The sequence below is a fragment of the uncultured Ferrimonas sp. genome, from assembly GCF_947489035.1.
Taxonomy (GTDB): Bacteria; Pseudomonadota; Gammaproteobacteria; order Enterobacterales; family Shewanellaceae; genus Ferrimonas.
This window is the reverse complement of the sequence record NZ_CANLCI010000006.1, coordinates 42,065-62,814: the sequence shown is the minus strand read 5'-3', so window position 1 is coordinate 62,814 and position 20,750 is coordinate 42,065. Positions and strand designations below refer to the sequence as shown.

Annotated in this window: 19 protein-coding genes; 18 read left to right on the top strand and 1 reads right to left on the bottom strand. The window is 56.5% G+C overall.

Annotated features, from left to right (window positions below; genetic code table 11):
- Positions 1-240: 240 nt before the first annotated feature.
- Positions 241-1,101: a DMT family transporter gene (locus tag Q0796_RS05625; RefSeq protein WP_298440993.1), complete on the bottom strand. Its 861-nt coding sequence runs from the start codon at positions 1,099-1,101 to the stop codon at positions 241-243.
- A 327-nt stretch (positions 1,102-1,428) separates the two neighbouring features.
- Here Q0796_RS05625 and Q0796_RS05620 point away from each other — a divergent pair, with 327 nt between their 5' ends.
- From Q0796_RS05620 to Q0796_RS05535, 18 genes are all read left to right on the top strand, one after another.
- Positions 1,429-3,306: an EAL domain-containing protein gene (locus Q0796_RS05620; protein WP_298440991.1), complete on the top strand. Its 1,878-nt coding sequence runs from the start codon at positions 1,429-1,431 to the stop codon at positions 3,304-3,306.
- Positions 3,307-3,528: 222 nt separating this feature from the next.
- Positions 3,529-4,308: a hypothetical protein gene (locus tag Q0796_RS05615; RefSeq protein WP_298440989.1), complete on the top strand. Its 780-nt coding sequence runs from the start codon at positions 3,529-3,531 to the stop codon at positions 4,306-4,308.
- Positions 4,292-4,900 carry a PilN domain-containing protein gene (locus Q0796_RS05610; RefSeq protein WP_298440988.1) on the top strand — a complete coding sequence of 203 codons (609 nt, stop codon included), beginning with the start codon at positions 4,292-4,294 and terminating at the stop codon, positions 4,898-4,900. Before Q0796_RS05615 ends, Q0796_RS05610 begins: the two co-directional genes overlap by 17 nt.
- Positions 4,897-5,580 (top strand): hypothetical protein, encoded by a 684-nt coding sequence (locus Q0796_RS05605; protein WP_298440986.1) that lies wholly within the window; start codon positions 4,897-4,899, stop codon positions 5,578-5,580. Before Q0796_RS05610 ends, Q0796_RS05605 begins: the two co-directional genes overlap by 4 nt.
- Positions 5,540-5,833, top strand: coding sequence for a hypothetical protein (locus Q0796_RS05600; RefSeq protein ID WP_298440984.1), 294 nt, complete (start codon positions 5,540-5,542; stop codon positions 5,831-5,833). The genes Q0796_RS05605 and Q0796_RS05600 overlap by 41 nt, the downstream gene beginning before the upstream one ends.
- A complete protein-coding gene (gene mshL / locus Q0796_RS05595) occupies positions 5,833-7,467 on the top strand; it encodes a pilus (MSHA type) biogenesis protein MshL (protein ID WP_298440982.1) in 1,635 nt (544 codons plus the stop codon). The genes Q0796_RS05600 and mshL overlap by 1 nt, the downstream gene beginning before the upstream one ends.
- A gap of 7 nt (positions 7,468-7,474) precedes the next feature.
- Positions 7,475-8,389 (top strand): AAA family ATPase, encoded by a 915-nt coding sequence (locus Q0796_RS05590; protein ID WP_298440980.1) that lies wholly within the window; start codon positions 7,475-7,477, stop codon positions 8,387-8,389.
- A complete protein-coding gene (locus tag Q0796_RS05585) occupies positions 8,386-9,543 on the top strand; it encodes a hypothetical protein (protein ID WP_298440978.1) in 1,158 nt (385 codons plus the stop codon). The genes Q0796_RS05590 and Q0796_RS05585 overlap by 4 nt, the downstream gene beginning before the upstream one ends.
- Entirely contained in the window at positions 9,540-11,285 is a 1,746-nt protein-coding gene (locus Q0796_RS05580; protein ID WP_298440977.1) for a type II/IV secretion system protein, read from the top strand. The genes Q0796_RS05585 and Q0796_RS05580 overlap by 4 nt, the downstream gene beginning before the upstream one ends.
- A gap of 1 nt (position 11,286) precedes the next feature.
- The gene (locus Q0796_RS05575; protein WP_298440975.1) at positions 11,287-12,504 is read left to right on the top strand and encodes a type II secretion system F family protein; all 1,218 of its coding nucleotides are present in this window, start codon (positions 11,287-11,289) and stop codon (positions 12,502-12,504) included.
- Complete coding sequence (locus Q0796_RS05570) at positions 12,504-12,941, top strand: hypothetical protein (protein ID WP_298440974.1); 438 nt, start codon at positions 12,504-12,506, stop codon at positions 12,939-12,941. Before Q0796_RS05575 ends, Q0796_RS05570 begins: the two co-directional genes overlap by 1 nt.
- A gap of 112 nt (positions 12,942-13,053) precedes the next feature.
- Positions 13,054-13,659, top strand: coding sequence for a prepilin-type N-terminal cleavage/methylation domain-containing protein (locus Q0796_RS05565; protein WP_298440973.1), 606 nt, complete (start codon positions 13,054-13,056; stop codon positions 13,657-13,659).
- Between the two features lie 79 nt (positions 13,660-13,738).
- Complete coding sequence (locus Q0796_RS05560; protein ID WP_298440971.1) at positions 13,739-14,239, top strand: type II secretion system protein; 501 nt, start codon at positions 13,739-13,741, stop codon at positions 14,237-14,239.
- A gap of 17 nt (positions 14,240-14,256) precedes the next feature.
- A complete protein-coding gene (locus tag Q0796_RS05555; RefSeq protein WP_298440970.1) occupies positions 14,257-14,694 on the top strand; it encodes a type II secretion system protein in 438 nt (145 codons plus the stop codon).
- Entirely contained in the window at positions 14,684-15,229 is a 546-nt protein-coding gene (locus tag Q0796_RS05550; protein WP_298440969.1) for a type II secretion system protein, read from the top strand. The genes Q0796_RS05555 and Q0796_RS05550 overlap by 11 nt, the downstream gene beginning before the upstream one ends.
- Positions 15,229-15,981, top strand: coding sequence for a prepilin-type N-terminal cleavage/methylation domain-containing protein (locus tag Q0796_RS05545; RefSeq protein ID WP_298440967.1), 753 nt, complete (start codon positions 15,229-15,231; stop codon positions 15,979-15,981). Before Q0796_RS05550 ends, Q0796_RS05545 begins: the two co-directional genes overlap by 1 nt.
- On the top strand, positions 15,971-16,450 hold the full coding sequence (locus Q0796_RS05540; protein ID WP_298440965.1) for an MSHA biogenesis protein MshP: 480 nt from the start codon (positions 15,971-15,973) through the stop codon (positions 16,448-16,450). The genes Q0796_RS05545 and Q0796_RS05540 overlap by 11 nt, the downstream gene beginning before the upstream one ends.
- Positions 16,443-20,720 carry a DUF6701 domain-containing protein gene (locus Q0796_RS05535; RefSeq protein ID WP_298440963.1) on the top strand — a complete coding sequence of 1,426 codons (4,278 nt, stop codon included), beginning with the start codon at positions 16,443-16,445 and terminating at the stop codon, positions 20,718-20,720. The genes Q0796_RS05540 and Q0796_RS05535 overlap by 8 nt, the downstream gene beginning before the upstream one ends.
- Positions 20,721-20,750: the final 30 nt, after the last annotated feature.

Below are 20,750 nucleotides of genomic sequence, written 5' to 3'. Positions count from 1 at the left end.
TGCTTTTTAGATGTGGTAAAAGGCTCCACGGCCACTGCTTTGTGGGTCGGTTGGTGGTGTACCTTAGTTGGAATACCCAGAAACTACCCTTTTAAACCCTGTGGTTTAGTCGCAAGTTATGCTCAAAAGCCCCGCCCAGTGCGGGGCTTTTTGTTGGCTTTGCAGCAATTAACGATTGAACCGACTTTGCGTGATCAGGTGCAGCAAGCCATGCGCGCTGAGAGCAACGCCGCTTCGACTTTATTGCCGCTGCCACCACCACGGCAATAACGCGCTGCCTATCAAGATGGCTACCCCAACCTGGGCCAGCAGATTGGGCACTTCGGCAAACAGCAGATAGCCAAAGCCGATGGCGTAGAGGATCCGCGCGTATTCGACGTTCGCCACCACATTGGCCTCGCCGCGTTTGTAGGCTTGCAGGGCAAACCATTGGGCGATGGCAGACAAGCCACCCACCGCTAATAACAGCGGCAGCTGTTGGTTAGTGGGCCACTGCCAGTTAAGCAGGGCCAGCGGTGCGGCCAGCACTGCCACAAAAATCGCTTGGTAGGCCAAGATGTTGGTGCCCGATTCAGCCTCCAGAGTCAGCCGCTTTACGCACAGCACCGCAACGGCGGTGCACAGGGCGGCGATCAGGCCAGTGGCCAGATATAGATTGGCGCCGTGATCAAACTGCGGCTGAACGATCAGCGCTACCCCGATAAACCCTACGGCGATCACAAGCCAACGTTGCCGCGTAACGGGCTCTTTTAAGGTGATGCGCGAGATCAGCGCCACAAACAGCACTTGGGTAAACCCCAGCGCGGTGGCATCGGCCAAGGGCAGGTTGCTGACGGTCAGGTAACTTAGGCTGAGCGCCGCAAAGGCCCCCAGCACTCGCAGTGCGTGCAGATCGATGCGCTTGGGTTGAAATAAGGTGTGGCCACCCAACCATAGGGCAGGCAGCAGCACCAACAGCAGCACCGATTGCCGAAAGAGTAGGATCTCAAACAGATCGATCTGACCGCTGAGCAGACGCACGATGATGCCTACGGCCACGTAAAGCCCCGTTGAAACCAAAGCAAACAAGGCCCCGCGGCCATTGGCTGCTAACGGCATCATTTTGTTGAACCGAGTATGGAAGGGCATGGGGTGGGCGCTCAGTGGCGAAGCAACAGGGGCAAGCATCATAGCGTGGTTTTGCCGCAACAAGTGGGCGGTCGCGCTCACTTGTGCAGCAAGACGCACGTTGATTGAACGCTCACCATTACACCTGAATTGCATTCGCTGGCGATATATTTCAATTCGATGACAAAAGTGATCCGTTCGCGATTTTATTAACGCAATGGCCGATAAAACGGACAGGAATCACGTTCAATGCGGCATTGATTGACAATCTTTGCGGCTAAGGCAAGGTGGCGGTAGGGAATCAAATGGCAGGAGCCAGCAATGAAACGCAACCGTGAACAGAGTCAGCGACTGATCCTATTTTGGGGAGTCTCGCTGTTGTTCATTGCCATCAGTATTATGATCAGCGTGCTGAGCGCCAGCTTTGCCGGCGTGGCCAATGCCCGCTATTCCGGCGTGGAATCACTGCTGAGTCTGGTGGAAGTTCAGCTGGAACAAGATCCCCACGCCGACAACATCTCCGCTTGGTTGCCAAACACCCTTGCCAGCGTTGAAGCGCAACGCTTCCGTTTGGTTAAAGACGACGAACTGCTGCTGGGGTGGTTCAACAATAACGTTCACCTTGGCTCCACCGTTACCTTCAATCGACCGCTGGCTGGCGGCTATGAGGTGGTGATGGTGATCCCCACCCCCAACCTATTTGATTATTACTCGTGGCAAGAATGGCTGTCGGTGCTGATTGGCCTGGGCGCTGCGTTAGCGATGGTGGGCTATGGCCGCCACTGGTTAGCGCAAGAGCTGCAAGGGATCGAACTGTTGGCGCAACAAGGGGCGCGCATCAACCAAGGCGATTACCACGCCGCCATCGACCACAGCAAAGGGATGCGTCCGCTCTCTGCCGCCCGCGCCTATCGCACCTTGCATCAACTGTGGCGGGATGAACGCCAAGCCAAGTTAGAGCTGGATCGACAGGTGCGAACCAACGCCTTTTTAGACAAAGAATCGGGGCTGGGCAACCGCCTCTATTTCGATCGCCACCTGCTGGCGATGTCGGAAGCCGGGGCACTGCAAACCAACGGCGTTATCTGCTTGCTGCAATTTGTTGGCTTGGAAGAGCTGCCGGTGGAAACCCGGTTGCCGTTGTTGCAGCAATTCATCGAACTGACGAAGCCGCTATTGGTGGAGCACAATAAAGCGGTGTTTGCGCGCTTACATTGGCTGCAATTGGGGCTGGTGATCCCTGGTTTGCCCTTAAAAGAGGCGGAAAGCTTAGCGGAACGGCTGCATCGCTTGGGTGAGCGGCTGCAACTGCCAGCCAGCGTCGATCGGGAAAACTTCCTCGACATCGGCGTTACCTATTTTTGCCGCGATGAACCCAGCGAACAAGCCTTAGACGAAGCCGAACTGGCGCTGCGTGCCGCGCAGCTGCAGGGGCAAAGCAACTGGTTTATGTACGACAAAGGCGTGGTGGATCGCGAACTGGCCCAAGGCACCGTGCGCTGGCGCAGCATCATTGAATCCGCCTTAGCCAATGGCCGCCTGCAAACTCATTACCAAACCCTGTACGACGGCAGCGGCAAGGTGGTGAAACGTGAGCAGTTTAGCCAGTTGTTGGACAACCAAGACAAGGTGTTACCGGCGTCGTTGTACTTACCGATGGCGCAACGCTGTGGCTTATTGCCACGGATTGAACGGGATCTGCTGGCCAAGGCGTTGCATCAGATGCAAAGCCACGGTTGGACCAAGCCACTGGTGGTTAACCTGTCGGCCGAATCGGTGATGCACCCTCGCTTTGGGAAATCGGTGGCGATGTTATTGGCCAACTATCAGGTGCGGCGCACCCAGTTGGTGGTTGAAATTAACGAACGCGAACTGGTGTGCCACGGCGAAAAGATGGCCAATGTGCTGCGTGAGCTGCGTAAAATCGGGGTGCAATTGGCGGTGGATGGGGTGGGCTACACCGTTGAACACACGCGCTACATCGAAGACTTTTCCGTTGATTGGCTGAAGCTGCACCCGAGCTTAGTGCGCCACATTCAACGGCGTCCAGAAAGCCAGTTGGTGGTCACCAGCCTGATCCAAGCCGCCGCCCACCAAAAGCTGCGGATCATCGCTGAAGGGGTAGAAGATCAGGGCGAATGGGATTGCTTGTTGCAACTTGGGGTCGAAGTTGGGCAGGGGCGCTTTTTTCTAAAATAGTTAGGCCGCTCAAAAGCTCATGAACTAGCGCTGGTCAAACTGGGGCGAATGCCGTCATAATCGATGGTAAGTGTAAGAAAAATAACGTTTGCTCACAGTTGAGCGCGTTATTTGCTGACCGTTTTTGCCCTTGGGGATGCCTTAGTGTTCGGATTGACTCGGAAAAAAACCTCGAATCGGGTCGCTGGTGCTTGCTTGCTCGCAGATAACACGCTGTGGGTAATGGACGAGCAAGGCGGCTTCAGTTTCGACAGCGGCAATGCTGCCGGTTGGCAAGATGCTGCGAAGCGTCTTGGCCCCTGTCGACTGCAACTGGTGTTGACCGCCAGTCACTATCAGATCATTGCCATCGACCGCCCGTCGGTACCCGATGATGAACTGCAACAAGCGCTGCCCTTTGCAGTGCGCGAACTGGCTACGGTGCCGCTGCCACGGATGCAGGTGGATTATTTCCAACTGGCCGCCAATCCGGCGGATCGCGATGCGCTGCAAGTGGTGGTAAGCGACAAAGACGTGTTAGCCAAGCTGGCGGTGAAAGCCGACGCCGTTGGCATCAGCATTGGCCTAATCAGCATTGAAGAACTGGTGCTGTTAGAGCTGCTGCCCAGCAACCCTCGGCCACAAATCATGTTGTGGCACCAAACCGATCAACCGTTAAAACTGCTGATTGCTTGTGATGGCAAGTTGCTGTTTTCGCGTGCCATTCGTGGTTTTAATCAGCTGGATAATCTCACCGAATTAGAGATCGAAATGGGGCTGTTTGATGCCTTGCAGCTAGAGCTGCAGCGCTCGATGGATTACCTCGAACGACAGTTGCGGCAACCCCCTGCTGATGGCTTTGCTCTGTTGGTGCCACCGCAACACCACGCTCTCTTGCAGCAAAAGCTGGAGCAAAGCTTTGGCTTGCCGGTGCAGCTGCTGGGCAGCGCCGAACAAACGCCACAACAACTGATGGCCCACGCGGCTGCCATGGCACGGGGGCACGATGAAGACACGAATTAACCTTTATAGCGACACCATGTTGCCGCCTAAGCCGCGGCTTACGTTGCCGCTGTTGGTGGGGGGCAGCGTAGCCATTGTGTTGCTGTTGCTGTTGGTAACCCTGCTGCAACAGTGGCAACTGGGTAAGTTAACCAGCGAACGGGACCAAGCGTTGCAGCAGCAACAGCAGTTAACCGATCAGGTCAGCAACCTCAGTGTTGAGCTGGCCAAGCTGAAGCCATCGCCGCAGCTGCAAGCGCAGGTGGCGCAAGCGCAAGCCACGCTGACGGGGTTAGAACAGATCGGCGAACTGCTGGCGCAAGATAAATTCTTGATTGAACCGGGCTTCTCTAATTTGATGCGGGATCTGTCCGTGGCGGCCGATCAACAGGTGTGGTTGCAGCAATTTGATGTGGCCAGCGGCCAGTTGCGGTTATCGGGTGCGGCCAAAACCGCCGCCGCAGTACCGGCTTGGATCGACAAACTCGGCAGCCAAGAATCGCTGCAGGGGCGGGCATTAAGCCAGCTGCGAATTGATGGTGAAGCCGGAGGCCCGGTAACGTTTGAAGCCAGCCACGGTGCCACCGCAGCCGACGCACAGGAGGCGCCATGAACGAAAAGTGGCAACAATACGCCAAACGCTTTGTTGAGCTAAGCCGCCGCGAGCGAGTACTGATTGGCAGCGCCATCTGGATTGGTCTGCTGCTGTTGGGGTACACCTTTGTGGTGGAACCGGCGCTCAATCAATACCTGAAAGTGGATAAGCAACTGCAGCAGTTAACCCAAGACAAACGGCAGCTGGGGCAACAGCTAGAGCTGCTGCAACTGCAGTTACAGCAAGATCCCAACCAGCAACTGCAACAACAGCTGCAGCAACTGAACACGGAAATCAGCGCCAGCCAGCTGCAGCTCGAACAGCAGTTGGTGGATCTGGTGGTGCCAGAACAGATGGCGGCCTCGTTAGCGATGCTATTAGCCCGCGCGGAAGGGGTTAGCTTAATTAAGTTAGAGATCCAAGACAGCGAAGCGTTAACCGAGCAGGGCGGTTTGTTCCGCCACGGGGTGATGCTGGAACTGGAAGGCAGCTTTTTTGCGCTGCAAGCAGCACTGGGGCGGATGGAACAGATGGAACGTCGCTTCTACTGGCGTCAGCTGAGCTACCGCGTAACCAAATACCCCTTGGCGCGACTGCAACTGCAGTTGGATACCTTAGGCACAGAACAGGAGCCGATCCGTGTTGGATATCATCAAAATGATGGTGCTGATACTGCTGGCAACACCAGCGGTCGCTAACGGCATCGATCCCACCGCGCCGCCCAGTTGGAGCGCGCCAGTGGTGAAACAAACTCAGGCCACCGGAGCCTTAGAATCGATCATGATCCAAGGTCGCCATAAGCAGGCGATCATTGGTGGCAAAGTCTTTCGTGAAGGGGAAGTGTGGGGACAACACCGGATCCGCACTATTACCCGCGATCAAGTTATGTTGAGCAATGGCCGCAGCTTGCGTCTGTTTCCTCAAGTTAGTGAGTTAAGTCAGGAGCATTGATGGAACGTTTAATTAAGGGATGCCTGTCGGCGGCGGTGATCCTCGGCCTGTCCGGTTGTCAGAACTTGCCAGCAGATCATGTTGAGCCTACTCACTCGCTAACGGCTTTGGATCAAGCGGTAGACAGCAGCCAGCAAACCAAAGTGGCGCCGCCGCCACTGCCGTTGTCGGTGCAACAGCAGATCCAGCGCAACAGCTTAGCCCCAGTGGCGGTAAAAGAGCCGCTGATCGACGTGGCCGCGAATGGGGTGGACGCCAAGGCGTTCTTCGCCAGCTTAACCGCCAACAGCCGCTACAACGTGGCGGTGCACCCTGCGGTGAACGGCACCATCTCGATGAACCTGCGCCGAGTGAGCCTGCGCCAAGTAATGCAAACCGTGCAGGACTTATACGGCTACGATGTGCGCATCAGCGACAACGTGATCCAAGTGTTCCCTGCGGGTTTACGCAGCGAAACCATTCCGGTGAACTACCTGCTGATGCAGCGTAACGGCTTAAGCCTAACTTCGGTGAACTCCGGCCGGATCAGCGACGAAGACGATTCGGGCTCCAGCTCCAGCGATTCCGATTCCTCGAGTGACAGCGCCGACTCCAACAGCGACAACGGCTCGGATTCCAGCAACGGCACCTTCATCAGCACCCGCACCGACACCGACTTCTGGACCCAGCTTGAGCTGGTGCTGCAGCAAATGGTGGGCAACGGCCCTGGCCGTAAAGTGATTGTGTTGCCGCAAGCGGGTTTGGTAACGGTGAAAGCCGCCCCAAGCGAGCTGCGCCAAGTCAAAGATTTTCTGGAACAGGCGGGCAGCAACCTAACCCGCCAAGTGGTGCTGGAAGCGCGCATTCTGGAAGTGCGTTTGAACGACGGCTACCAGCAAGGGATCAACTGGAGCAACGTTGAAGCCAGCATGGGCAACGCCGGTAACGTTGGCATTGTGGGTGGCACCAGCGGTGGCGTGTTTGGCGACATGATCAGCGGCACACTGGGTGGCGTAACCAGCTTAACCTTCAGTGGCGCCGACTTCGAAGCGGTCGTTAGCCTGCTGGATACCCAAGGCGACGTTGATACCCTGTCGAGCCCCCGCGTTACCGCCATCAACAACCAAAAAGCGGTGATTAAAGTGGGTAAAGACGAGTACTTCGTGACCGGCTTTAGCACCACCACCGTGGCCTCAACCACCCCGGTTACCAACCCCGAAGTGGAGCTGACGCCGTTTTTCTCTGGCATCGCCTTAGACGTCACACCGCAGATCAGCGCCGAAGGCGATGTGTTGCTGCACGTGCACCCATCGGTGACGGAGATCACCGAGCAAACCAAGGTGATTGAAACCAACGATTCCGAGTTGTCGCTGCCGTTAGCGCAAAGCGACATTCGTGAATCCGACACCTTGGTGCGCGCTCGCAGTGGCGATGTGGTGGTGATCGGTGGCCTGATGCAAACCAGCAACACGCAGATGGAATCCAAAATCCCGCTGCTGGGCGACATTCCCGGCTTAGGTGAGCTGTTTACCAACCGCGCTCAGCAAAGCGTGAAGACCGAACTGGTGATCCTGTTGCGCCCAACCGTGGTGGAAAAAGGCACCTGGAGCGAGCAACTGCGGCAAAGCCGCAGTACCGTAACCGGTTGGTACTAACGCGCCCATGTACCTGTACCACTATGGCCTAACCCAACTGCCGTATACGCTGACGCCCAATACGCAGTTTTATTGCCAACTGCCGCCACACCAAGAGGCACTGCAGGTGTTGCATACCGCCTTGGCGGCAGGGGAAGGCTTTATCAAGGTGACCGGCGAGGTGGGCACAGGCAAAACCATGATCTGCCGTAAGCTGATCAACGAACTGGCCGACAAATACCAGTTTGCGTGGTTGCCAAACCCCTACTTAAGCGGCGACGAATTACGCCGCGCCTTAGCGGCCGAGCTGGGGCTACCAGCCCAACATGACGCGCTGCTGCTGACCCAAGCGATTGGCAATAAGTTGATGCGCTGTGCCATGAACAATCGGCCGGTGGTGGTGGTAGTGGATGAGGCACAGGCGCTGCCCGACGACAGTTTGGAAGCACTGCGGCTGTTCACCAACTTAGAAACCGAAAGCTTTAAGCTGCTGCAGGTGGTGTTACTGGGGCAGCCTGAGCTGGATCAACGCCTAGCGCGGCCAGAGCTGCGACAGCTGCGGCAGCGGATCACTTTCTCTTATCAATTACGCGGGTTGTCGTTGGCCGAATGCCAAGGCTATCTGCAACATCGACTGCAGGTGGCCGGTTGTCGCCAGCAGAATCTATTTGCCCCACCACTTTCGAAGCTGTTATGGCAAGCCAGTGGTGGCATTCCACGGATCGTAAACGTATTGGCGCATAAATGTTTGATGCTGGGTTTTGGTGCCGGTAAAGGCCAGCTGGATCGACAGATCGTAGAGCGCGCCATTGCCGATACCGAAGCCGCCAAACCCTTGTCGCCGTGGCGCAATATTCCTAAAACCGCCCCATTGTGGTTGCTGGCGGCGTTGCTGCTGGCGGCGGGATTATGGTTGCGATTCGTACCAGAGGTGGCGCTATGAGTGTGATTAACGACACCTTAAAACAGTTAGAACGTCGTGGTGGCCAAGGTGCCATGCCGGCCAGTTTCGGTGCCGATCAAGTGGTGCAACCGCCGTCGCCACCGCGCCGAAAAGTGTGGTGGGGCTTATTGTTGCTGCCGCTGTTGCTGTGGCTGTGGTGGCCAACCATCAGCGCCCAACTACAACTGCTGCAACCGCGCGCCAACAGCGTGGCTCCGGCGGCGGCAGAACAAGCCGTGCCAGCGGCACAAACGGTCGAGACGGTCACGGCGGCAGAGACAGCACCAGAACCAACACCAACACAGATTGCAGTTGCGGCTGAGCCCGTGTCTCAAACCGCCGTTAACGCTGAACCTCAAACCGAGCTGAAAGCCGCGGTTAACACGGTGGCCAATACCAAGACCAATACCAAGCTCAAGACTCAGGCTGAGGTTGATGCCGATGTCGATGCCGGTGCCGGTGCCGGTGTTTCGGTAGCGAGTGAAGCACAGCCAAAGCCTGCGGCGGCATCCCAACCCGCTGCGGTTGCCGTTCCCGCCACGGCGGTGGCGCTCCCAACACCAGTTCGCGCGCAACCGAACTTGCAGGTCAAACCCTCGGCGCTGTCGCCGCAAGAGTTAGCGCAGCAACTGTGGCAGCAAGCGCAGCAGCAAACCGATCCTCGTGCCAGCTTAGAGCAAGCCTTAACGCTGGATCCCAGCCTGCATCAAGCGCGTTTGGCGCTGTTGCCGCTGTTGCCCGCTGCCGCTGCTGAACGGCTGTTGCAGCAAGGGTTAGCGCAGTTTCCGCAATACGCCGGTTACGCCATTGTCAGCGCCGAACGGGCGCACGCCAGTGGCGATCCGCAGTTGGCGATCCAGTGGTTGCAGTTCAGTCAGTCACTGCATACCGAAACCGCCGATCTGCCCGCACGGGCGCTGTTGGCGCAACAGTTACAGCAATACCCACTGGCTGCCCAAGATTGGCAGCAGCTGGTGCAAGCCGAGCCCAGTAACCCCAATTGGTGGTTGAGCTTGGCCTATAACCTTGAATTTTTAGAACGTGGCGAACACGCCAGCAATGCCTACAAACAAGCATTGCTGTTGCCGGGGCTGGATGCCGCCGCCAGCGCATACGCGCAGCAACGAGTGCAGCAGTTGGGAGGCGCTAAATGAAAAACAAACTGAAACAACGCTTAGGCGATCTGTTGGTGGCCGAAGGGGCGATCAGCGAAGAGCAGTTGATGGCGGCGCTCAAAGCGCAAAAAACCAGTGGCCGTAAACTGGGTCGTACCCTGATCGACATGGGCGCGCTGCCTGAAGAGCAGCTGCTGACCATTTTGTCGCAGCAGATGGCGATCCCGTTCTTAGACATCAGCCGCCGCCGTATCCCACCGGCGCTGGTGCAGTTGCTGCCAGAAGTGCACGCTCGCCGCTACCGCGCCTTGGTGGTGGAAGCCGACGAAGACAGCGTGTTGCTGGCGATGAGTGATCCCGCCGATCTGGCGGCACTGGATACGCTGGAAGCCTTGGTGTCACCGCGGCAGATCCGCTTGGCGGTAGCCACCGAAGGGCAGCTGCTGGATGCGTTTGATAACCTGTATCGCCACACCGAAAAAATTGCTTCGATTGCCGGCGAACTGCAAGAAGAGTACGGCGACGAACAGGATTTCACCCTTACCGGTCTGATCAGCGACGACGATGGCGGCGATGCCACCGTGGTGCGCTTGCTGCAATCGATCTTTGAAGATGCGATGCAGGTGCGGGCGTCGGATATCCACATCGAACCAGACGAAAAAGTGCTGCGTATTCGCTATCGGGTTGATGGCCAGTTGATGGAAAACACCCTGTCAGAGTTTCGGATCGCCAACGCCTTGGTGCTGCGGATCAAGCTGATGTCGGGTTTGGATATTTCGGAAAAACGGTTGCCGCAAGATGGCCGTTTCCAGTTCAGCGTGGCCAACCACGAAGTGGACGTGCGGGTATCCACCATGCCGGTGCAAAACGGCGAAGCGGTGGTGATGCGTTTGCTGGATCAATCGGCGGGCTTGTTAGACATCGCCCAAACGGGGATGCCAGCAGACATTCAGCAGCGGCTGCGAACTCAGATCAACCGTCCTCACGGCATGTTGTTGGTGACCGGCCCTACGGGCTCCGGTAAAACCACCACCTTGTATGGGCTATTGAACGAACTGAACCAGCCCGCGCGGAAAATCATTACCGTTGAAGATCCGGTGGAATACCGACTGGAACGGATCAACCAAGTGCAGATCAACCAGAAGATCGGCCTGAGCTTCTCGCAGGTGCTGCGCACCACTTTGCGTCAGGATCCTGATGTGATCATGGTGGGCGAGATGCGCGACCAAGAAACCGTTGAGATCGGCCTGCGGGCGGCATTAACCGGCCACTTGGTGTTGTCCACCTTGCACACCAACGATTCCATCAGTTCCACCCTGCGTTTGATTGACATGGGGGCGGCACCGTACTTGGTGTCGTCGGCACTGCGGGCGATTTTGGCCCAGCGTTTGGTGCGCCGGATCTGCACCCACTGCGCCGCCGATGTCGAGCTGGAACCGGCAGAAAAAGCCTGGCTGCAACACGTGGCCGATCCCAACATGGCGGCGCAAACCTTTAAGCGCGGTAATGGCTGTCAGCGTTGTAACCAAACCGGCTTCCGTGGTCGGATTGGTGTGTACGAATTGCTGGAACTGGATGAACCGATGATTGACGCCCTGCGCGACAGCGATCCTCTGGCTTTTGCTAAGGCGGCGCGCAGCAACCCAAGTTTCCAACCGCTGGCGCTGGCGGCGCTGCAATACGCCAAGCAAGGGTTAACCACCTTGAACGAAGCGATGCGCTTGGCCGAAGACGTTAGCGAGCTGAACCAAAGCTTGGCGCAGCGCATGAACGAGTCTTGATATGAGCCAATTTCGCTACCAAGGCCGCGATGCCAGCGGCGCTAAAGTGGAAGGGTTACTCGACGCCAACAGCGAAGCGGCGGCGATGGAGCAACTGATGCGTCGCGCCATCATTCCGCTGCAGCTTGAACCCCACAGCGATCGCAAGTTGCTGGAGTTCAAATCGCTGTTTCAGGCGAAGGTGCCGACCACCGCCTTGCTGCTGTTTACTCGACAGATGCAGTCGTTGGCCAAATCCGGCATTCCGCTGCTGCAAGCGTTGGCGGGGTTAGCGGAAGGGCAAGACAACGAATTGATGCAGACCACCTTGCTGGATCTGCGCGAACAACTGGTGCAAGGCCACACTCTTTCGGCCGCGATGAACCAGCATCCACGGGTGTTTAGCTCGATGTATGTGGCGATGGTGCACGTGGGTGAAAACACCGGTAACTTGGATGAAGCCTTTGCCCGCTTGTATCGCCATATCGAGCAGGAAACCGAAACCAAGCGCCGGGTAAAAGCGGCGATGCGATACCCGATGACGGTGATCGCGGTGATTGCGGTGGCCTTGGTGGTGTTGAACATCTTTGTGATCCCACAGTTTGCGGGCATGTTCGCTAAGTTTGGTGCCGAGCTGCCGCTGCCAACGCGGATCTTAATCGGTACCTCGAACTTCTTTATCAATTACTGGTGGCTGCTGCTGCTGGGGATTGTGGGCGGGATCTTCGGGATCCGCAGTTACCTGTTAACCGACGCGGGTAAGCTGCGCTGGGATCGCTATAAATTAAAACAGCCGCTGTTGGGCACCTTGATTCAGCGCGCGACCCTGAGCCGTTTTTGCAGCAGTTTATCGATGATGCTGCGCGGCGGGGTGCCGATTAACCAATCGCTGCAGCTGGTGTCTGATGCGGTGGATAACACCTATATGCAGCAGCATATCGTGTCGATGCGGCGTGGCATCGAAGGCGGCGAAAGTTTGCAGCGAGTGGCTGGCCAAAGCGGCTTCTTTACGTCGCTGGTGATGCAGATGATCGCCGTGGGCGAAGAAACCGGCCGCTTGGATGAGCTGCTGGACGACGCCGCCGAATTTTACGATCGCGAAGTGGATCACGAGCTCAAAGGCTTAACCGCTAAGCTTGAACCGATCCTGCTGGTGATTGTGGCTGGGATGCTGTTGGTGCTGGCACTGGGGATCTACCTGCCGATGTGGGATATGTTCAGCGCAGTGCAGGGCCACTAATGGATAAGCAGCAGCGCTCTGAAAGCCACATGGAACGGCTGTTGCTGTGGTTGCTGTCGCTGCTGTTGGCGCTGCTGGTGTTGTGGCAGTTACCGATCGGCGATGCCCAGCGCAGTGTGCCCGCCAACTTGGTGCAGCAGCGCTTTTTAGAATCGCTGTATGCGGTGCGCGGGCAATGGTTGCTTAACAATCAGCCCCAGCTGTTGCCGTGGCAAGCGCCGGATGGCCAAGCGTATCAATTGCCGATGCTGCAAGAGCGCGGCTGGCCAGATCCGCAACAAAATTGTGGCTTATTGTGGCACCAGCTAATGGGGTCGGAAGCCGACGCGTTATTGCAGGTGCAGCAGTTTGATCAAGGCCATTGCCGCTTTGTGCTCAATGACTTGGCCGAATTGCACTACTATCCTAGTACGGGCAGCGTGTTGTTATATGATTGATTTGGAAACGTAAAAGTGCCTTGGCTGCGGTAGAAAAAACACCGTAAATGTGTCAATCTACTGACACGATTGACTTAAATTTCATTCACTCAGGTTTAGAGTAGGGAATACGATGAAAAAACAGATGCAACGTGGTTTTACTTTTGTAGAGCTGGTGATTGTAGTGGTGATCCTTGGCTTATTGGCCGCTGTTGCCCTACCGCGCTTTATCAACCTGACTGACGAAGCTGAAATTGCTGCCGCCGAAGGCGTTGGCGGTGGCTTTGCCGCTGCGGTTGGCCTAGTGCGTGCCCAGTGGGAAGTGGACGGTCGCCCAACTACGGGTGTGCTGATCAACGGCATCAATGTGGGTGTGAACCGCTTTGGTTACCCAAGCAGCGACAGCAACGACAGTGGCACCAATCTGACGGCCGCACGTTGTGAAGGGGTGTTTGATGACATCCTGCAAAGCACCCCAACTCACAGCAGCGCAACCAACGTTGATCTGCGTGATTTCCGTTACTTTGTTTCGGTAGAAAATGCCGGTGCCGGTAGCGTGATCGACATGAACGGAAACACCGTCAACAACGTTGATAAGTGTGTGTACTTCTTGCTCGACTCGTTGGCTTTGAACGATACCGGTCGTCTGGTTGACCCCGCAGTGACTCAGGCAACAGCGGGCGCCATCGGTTTCGATTACAATCTGGGCACGGGCCAAGTAATCAGCTTTAACAACTAATTCGTTTCAATAAGTTAGTCAGCAGGGGCGATGCACTGCTGCTGACTGATTGCTTTAATTCTCTTTGGGAGCAGTAACAATGAAAGCACAAAAAGGTTTTACCCTGATTGAACTGGTCGTGGTGATCGTGATTCTGGGCATTCTGGCTGCAGTAGCGGCACCGAAATTTATCGACATTTCTTCTGATGCACGTGAAGCGACTTTGGAAGGTGTGAAAGGTGCAATGAAGTCTGGCAACGATTTGGTGTACTCCAAAGCGATCATTGCTGGTCAAGAGAGTGCAGCGACCTATGATGTTGACGCCGATGGCAATGCTGTCGCTTCAGGCGGCACCGCTGCTGTAACTCTGGAGTTTGGTTACGTACCTGAGACCGTTGCCGGTGTTGAATTTTTGTTAGACGACAATTCCGACTGGACGGCCGTTGCTGCTACTGGTTTTGCGCGAGTATTCCCTGAAGGCATTACCACTAGTGTTGCGGCTACCGCATCCGTGCCAGCGACCTCTCAGTGTTACTTGGAATATCAAGAAGCAACCGCAACGACTAAACCAACTTACACAGTAGTTGGCGATGGCTGCTAACCCCCAAGCCTAAGCGCATGTTGCAGTACAGACAGCGCGGTTTCACCCTAATCGAATTGGTGGTCACCCTGATGTTGGTGTCTATCTTAGCGGTTACGGTGGCACCGCGCTTTTTTGGATCTAACGCCTTCCAAGCCAGCATTACTCGTGATGCCCTGATAACCCAAGTTCGCGCTGCCCAACAAGCGCGAATGGCCGGGCAGATGTGCCAAGTGCAGGTCAATGGCAGTCAATTTATACTCAGTGGCGATTGCGCCGCCGAGGCCTACCCCCTGGATAATACCCAAGTGATCCTGCGCCGCAGCGGCGGGGATCTCAGCAGTTTTTCATTCAGTTTCGATCGTGACGGCAGCCCCAATGGCCAGTGCAGCGCCAGCGGGTGTCGCATCGAGATTATTGCCGGTGACAGCGCCGAGTTGTGCATCGAAGCCGAAGGCTACGCCCATGATTGTTAAGCCGCTGCCCAATGCGATGCCTGCCTCAGTCACCGTATCGCGCCGATCGCGGCAACAGGGGTTTACCTTGTTGGAAGCGGTCGTGGGGATGACGGTATTAGCCATCGCATTAACCCTATTAAGTACCCTGTTGTTTCCATTAGCAGAGCGTTCGGCTGATGCTTTCTTGCGAGCAAAATCGGCCCAAGTCAGCCAAGCGGTGCTGGCTGAATTAAGCGGCCGCCGGTTTGATCGGGCCACCCCAGACGGCGGCGGCCAAGTCAGCCCGATCACTTGCTGCAGCGACGATGGCGGCTTATGCCCCGGCAGCGGCGGCGATCCACGCCAGTGGCAACTGCTGGATAACTTTGATGGCTACAGCGGCAATGCCGAAGCCCTGCTGGGCAGTGGCCACTACCAAAATTTCCAAGTGGCGATCGGCGTCAGCTGTGAAACCGGCTTGGGTTGGAGCGGCGGTGCCAAGCTGCTGACCGTAGCAGTAACCAGCCCCAGCGGTGAAGTGATGCAATTTAGCCAACTGCGAGGCAACTACTGATGCGAAATCGTGGTTTTACCCTGATTGAGCTGGTGGTCACCGTGGTGGTGATCAGCGTATTAGCCTTAGGCGTTACCTCGTTCATTAACTACGGCGCGCGCATCTACCAAAGCAGCAGCGATTGGCAACAGCAGATGAGCCAACTGCGGTTAGCGTCTCAGCGCTTTAGCCGTGAAGTCAGCCAAGCGGTGCCGGGCACCGTGAGCGTTGGTAGCAGCTGCATCAGTTTTCGCCCCCTGGCGTCGGCAGAGCGTTTTTTTGCTAACCCTCAGATTGGCACCACCGATACCATCTTGGCCTATACCCCCAGCTGCTGCAGCGGCAGCGATTGCAGCCCCTGCAACGGCTTAACAGCTGTGCTGTTAAACGGTTACCAACCGCATTTTTACGATCTGCAAAGCACAACGGTAAGCAGCTGCGGTGGCAGTTGCAGCCAAGCGCAGTTGCAGTTCAGCCAAGCGATTGATCCCGCCACTTACGCCAGCAGTGGCCGTTTTTTCTTTGCCGAAGAGGCGGTGCAGTGGTGTGTGGTGGGGGAACAGATCCAGCGTAATGGCGTATTGATGGGCGAAGGGTTAACCAACAACCTAACCGATTGCATCAACAACGGTGCCAACGACAGCCAGTGCCCGTTTGTGATGGCGCCACCGAGCTTAGGCCGCAACAACTTGGTGCGGCTGCAGTGGTGGTTCTCGGTGGATAACCAGCAGCAACGTTGGGCGCAGGAGGTGCAACTTGCCAATGTGCCTTAGAATTACGCGGAATCAACAGCATCAAAGGCAGCAATCGCGCCGCAGCCAGCAAAGCGGTTCCGCCTTGGTGATCGCCATTTTCGTGATTGTGGTGATGTCGTCGCTGGCGATGGTGCTCACCAATAATCTGCGCCAAGAAGACAGCAACCTAAGCCTTGATGTGAACCAAACCCGAGCTTGGGCCGCCGCCCAAAGCGGTGCCGATTGGGCGCTGGCGCGGGTGCTGAATCGCGGCGCTGAAACCGCCGTGAGCGCCTGCACCGGCGTCAGCAGTACGAGTCTCACCCCCAGCAGTGGCCTAACCAGCGGCAGCGGTTTTAGCCACTGCCAAGTGGCGCTTAACTGCGTTACGCAAACCGCCGCCCCCGGCGATGATGTTAGCGATCGATTTTTATTAACCGCCACCGCCTCGTGCGGTCGCGGTGCCGCCAAAGCAGAGCAAGTGATAGAGGTACTGGCGTATGATTAAGTTGCTGGCCGTGAGTTTAGCCTTGGTGAGTGGCAGCGTGATGGCCTTGCCACAGTGTGATGCGGCGTTTCCCAGTGTGTTGCAAAGCCACAGTGGCGGCAAGTTAACGCTGGCGGCAAACAGCGACATTATTGGTGAAACGGATCGCTTGCTGGAATTCACCAGCCAGCAGTTCGCCAACAATGGCAGTAATGATCATTGCGATAACCAAGAATGCCAGATCAGTGGCACCAGTTCGGTGCCACTGGTTCTGCCCACGGTGACCGATCCTAACGATTTCCCCGCTGGGACAAACGCCTTTAATCGTAACCCCGGTGGCAATTTCAGCTGTAGCAGCGGCTCGGTAAACATCAATAATAAGCTTCGCTATCGGACCGTTACCATCAGCGGTAACTGCCAAGCTCGCATCAATAATACGAACTACATCGAAACGCTTAATATCAGTGCCCAAGGCCGTTTGCTGGTCGATGAAGGCAGCAGATTGCAGATCGAAACCGCGACGATCAACACCACGAATAACAGCGGGGGGATCGCCAGCAGCGGCAACCGCACCATCGAAATTGTTGACTTAACCATGTTGGGGCAAAGCCGCATTTCTGCCTCCAGCGGCACCTTAACCTTAAAGGGGTTTGGTGATTGGCTATTAAGTGATAACAGCCAGCTTCAAGGGCAGCTGCTGGATGAGCCGTTGCAACTGCTGCGTGTTGAAAACAACGCCAAGGTTGAGTTATCGCAATTAACCGCAGAAACGGTGCAGTTACGTAATCAAGCGGATGTGCGGATTAATGACGGCGGGGCCGTTGCGGTAGAAGCATTAAGCCTAACCAACACCGCAGAAATTTTGAGTAGCGGTTCTGAACGTATCCGCATTACCGGTTATGGCGATGTGCAGCTGTTGAATCAAAATAACAGCCAAATTGAATTCCAGCCGCATTACTACCGCAACTTCACGGTTGGCGCGAACGCGGGGGCGATTCATTGGGCGGGTGGCGATTACACCTTTGCCAGTGTGGGCAACAGTGGCGCTGGCTACTTTGGTGATGATTTTATTGTTCACGGCGATGCCAAGTGGGTCATCAATAGCGGTTTAACGTTGCAAGATGGTCAGCACTTTACCCCAACCGATGGCAGTGCCCATTGGCAGTTGTTTGTGAACGGCGACGTGACCTTAACCCAGCAGGCTCAATTCACGGGCTTGCTGTACGCCAGTGGCCAGTTAACCATGAGCAATCAGGCCAAGGTGACGGGGGCCGCGGCGGCCACCAGCGTGATCTTAAACAATAACGCGCAAGCGGTGCGCGATGACGCGGTTGTGCCTGATGAGATCCGCGATCTGTGTGAGCCCGATTACCCGGATTATTTCCGCGCTTTTCGAGTAGGCCTTGGGGTGGACGACAGCGCCACCATTGAGATCAAAGATTACGATCACCCAGAGCCGCCGTTGGTGTTCTTGTCGTCACCAACCAAAGCCAATGCGGCCGGTAGCCAGCTGCCCGCGGATGTGGCGGTAACCGCAGTGAGCAAAGACGAAGTCTCGATTGTGGTGTGGACACCCACCCAGAATAAAGGGGGTTTTCGTACCGTTGAGATCGAGTACATCGATGTGCTCGTGGTTAGCCCAGGCAAGCAGCAGTTAATCAGCGCCAGTGGTGATGTGGTGGCCGAAGTGGAAGCTGGCGTTGTTGCCACCTGTGCGGTACGGGGCAAGTACACCAATCGACAAAATGGTTGTGCCAATGCCGATGGGGCCAGAGTCAATTTTGAAACCAACTTTGCCCAAGCGCCGGGCTTTTTGGTGCAGATCCAAGGGCAGGCCAACGGCAACGGCCGAGATGACTTTCTGACCGCCCGTGCCGTCAATCTCAACAGCAATCGGGTTGATATTGGGCTTGATTCGAACGAGCTTAGCCCCACGGTTGATACCGAAGAACAGATTGCGTGGCTGGCCGTCGCAGGCAGTGGCGAAGTGATGCTGAATGGCGAAGTGCGTCGTCTTGAGACCCGTACCGACGTGACCAACCACACCTTTGATAAGGTCCGCAGCCCGCAACAGCAGTGTGAAACCCAATACGATGTGGCTTGGAATCAACCGTTCCCAAGCCCACCACTGACCTTTGGTAACAAGCGCACCCGCTCTGGTGGTGATGGCGGTTGGACCCGATTCTGTAAAGTGACCGAAAACGTCATTAACGTCATCTTGGAAGAGGACTTGGCCCACGATAGCGATCAAAGTCACGTCAGTGAGCAATACGGCATTGTGGCCATTGAGGCACCGACGGATGAGTTGCACTTCTATCACATCAGCCACGATGGCGCTGGGGTGACGTGTCTGCCGGAAACCATCACCATCAAAGCGTGCTTAGATCGGGATTGTAATACCTTATTGGATGATGCCGTCAGCGTCGGTTTGACCTTCAATGACGGCACCCTTGGAACGCAAACACTCACCTTTACTGGGGAAACCAGCGTTAACGTTTGGCACCCGGATCCGAGCGATCTCAGCGCGCCACTGCAGATTGGCCTCAACGTTAATGACAACGGCAGCAGCCGCTGTTTTGTCGCTGGGCTTGAAAGCAGTGAGTGCGCCATCGCTTATCAAAATGCGGCGCTGCAGCTTACGGCACCACCGGCGCTGGGCTGCAAACAGCACAGCATAGGGATCCAAGCGGTGATCGCCAGTGCAACCGATCCCCTGCAGTGTGATCCTCTGTTTACCGGTGAGCAAGATCTGACCTTCGCGTTGGCGGCGGTCAGCCCCGCGGCGCCGGTGGGATCGCCCGAGTTCACGCTTAACGGCAGTGCGCTGCCGCTCGGCAGCAGCCAAGTTCGGCAGTTAACCTTTGATGAATTTGGCGCCGCCACAATTCCCTATCAATACAGCGATGTTGGCCGTTTGCAACTGTCGGCGTCCTACCAACAAAGCCCGAATGGCCAGCCCATTGAACTGGCGGGCAACACCAATCTGGATCTGCTGCCGGTGGGCTTTCACATCAGCTCAGCCAAAGCCTGCAGCAGTGCCGATGCCAGCTGCGCCATCGCCGCCGCGGCGGGGCAGGATTTCGATCTGAACGTCACCGCCGCCTGTTATCAGCAAGAGGGCGATACGGATTTTAGCGACAACCCCGTGGCGCAAAACTTCATCCACAGTGGCTTTTCGCTGCAAACCCAGTTGTTGTCCCCCGCGGGGGGCCAAAACAACAGCGTGATGACCAATGCGGTGTTTGCCGCTGCGGCTCAAGGCCGGGCAACCATCGTGACGCAAAGCGATGAAGTTGGCGCGTTCCGTTGGCAGCCGCAACTGGATATCGGTTATCTGGGGGGCAGCATCAGCAAAGATCGTTATTCCAGCGACGCCATTGGCCGCTTTACGCCGGCTTATTTGCAGGCCGAGCAAAACAGCCCGCAGCTGCAGGGGTTCTGTAATGACATGAGCTACTTCGGCCAGCAGATCGGCTTTAAGCCGGGGTTAGCGCCGATGCTCACCATCAAAGGGTATGCCATTGGTGGCAGTGAAACCCAAAACTACCGGGGTGAGTATTGGGACTTCGGTGCAACCTCTGCGCTTACCGCCGCCGATGCCGGAGCCCCCGCAGGGGTGTTGGTGTCGGCGCCATCGCCGCTCAACAACTTGCGCGATAACGACGCGCAAACGCTGCTGCTGAATAACGCTCTGGTCAGCTATTCTCGCGCCGACAGCCCCCATGTTCCCTACGATGGCTTGACCGATCTGACCGTAACCGCAGCCAGTGTGACCGATGCGGATGGCATTTGTGTGCGTGCATCGGCCACCGGCAGCTGTGAAACGGTGACCTTTGCTGCCATTAGCGGCAACCAGTGGCGCGATGGCCGCATCGAGCTGCGCTCGGTGTTTGGCAGCGAAACCCAGCCACTGCGTTTGCCGCTGCAAGCGCAGTTTTTTAACAGCAGTGGCCGCTACCAAACCAACCTCGATGACAGCTGCACGGTGATCAACGACATCGAACTGTCCGATGGCAGCACCATTGCCAGCACGGGCGCGTTGTTAAGCCAAGGGGCTGGTGCGGTTACGGTGCCCGCGAACAACACGGTGCGAGTGTTAACCGCAGAGCAGCGGTTGGATGGCAGCACCGATCATCTGCAGTGGTGGTGGCGTCGTGATATCAGCGAGGATGCAGTGGGTCGCCACTGTTTTATTGGCGCGACGGCCAGCGAATGCAACCCCAAAGCCCAACTCAGTTTTGGCCGCTTTCGCGGTAATGATCGGGTGATCTACCGACGCGAACTGCGCTAACAGAAAAAACCGCCACAACTAAGTGGTTTC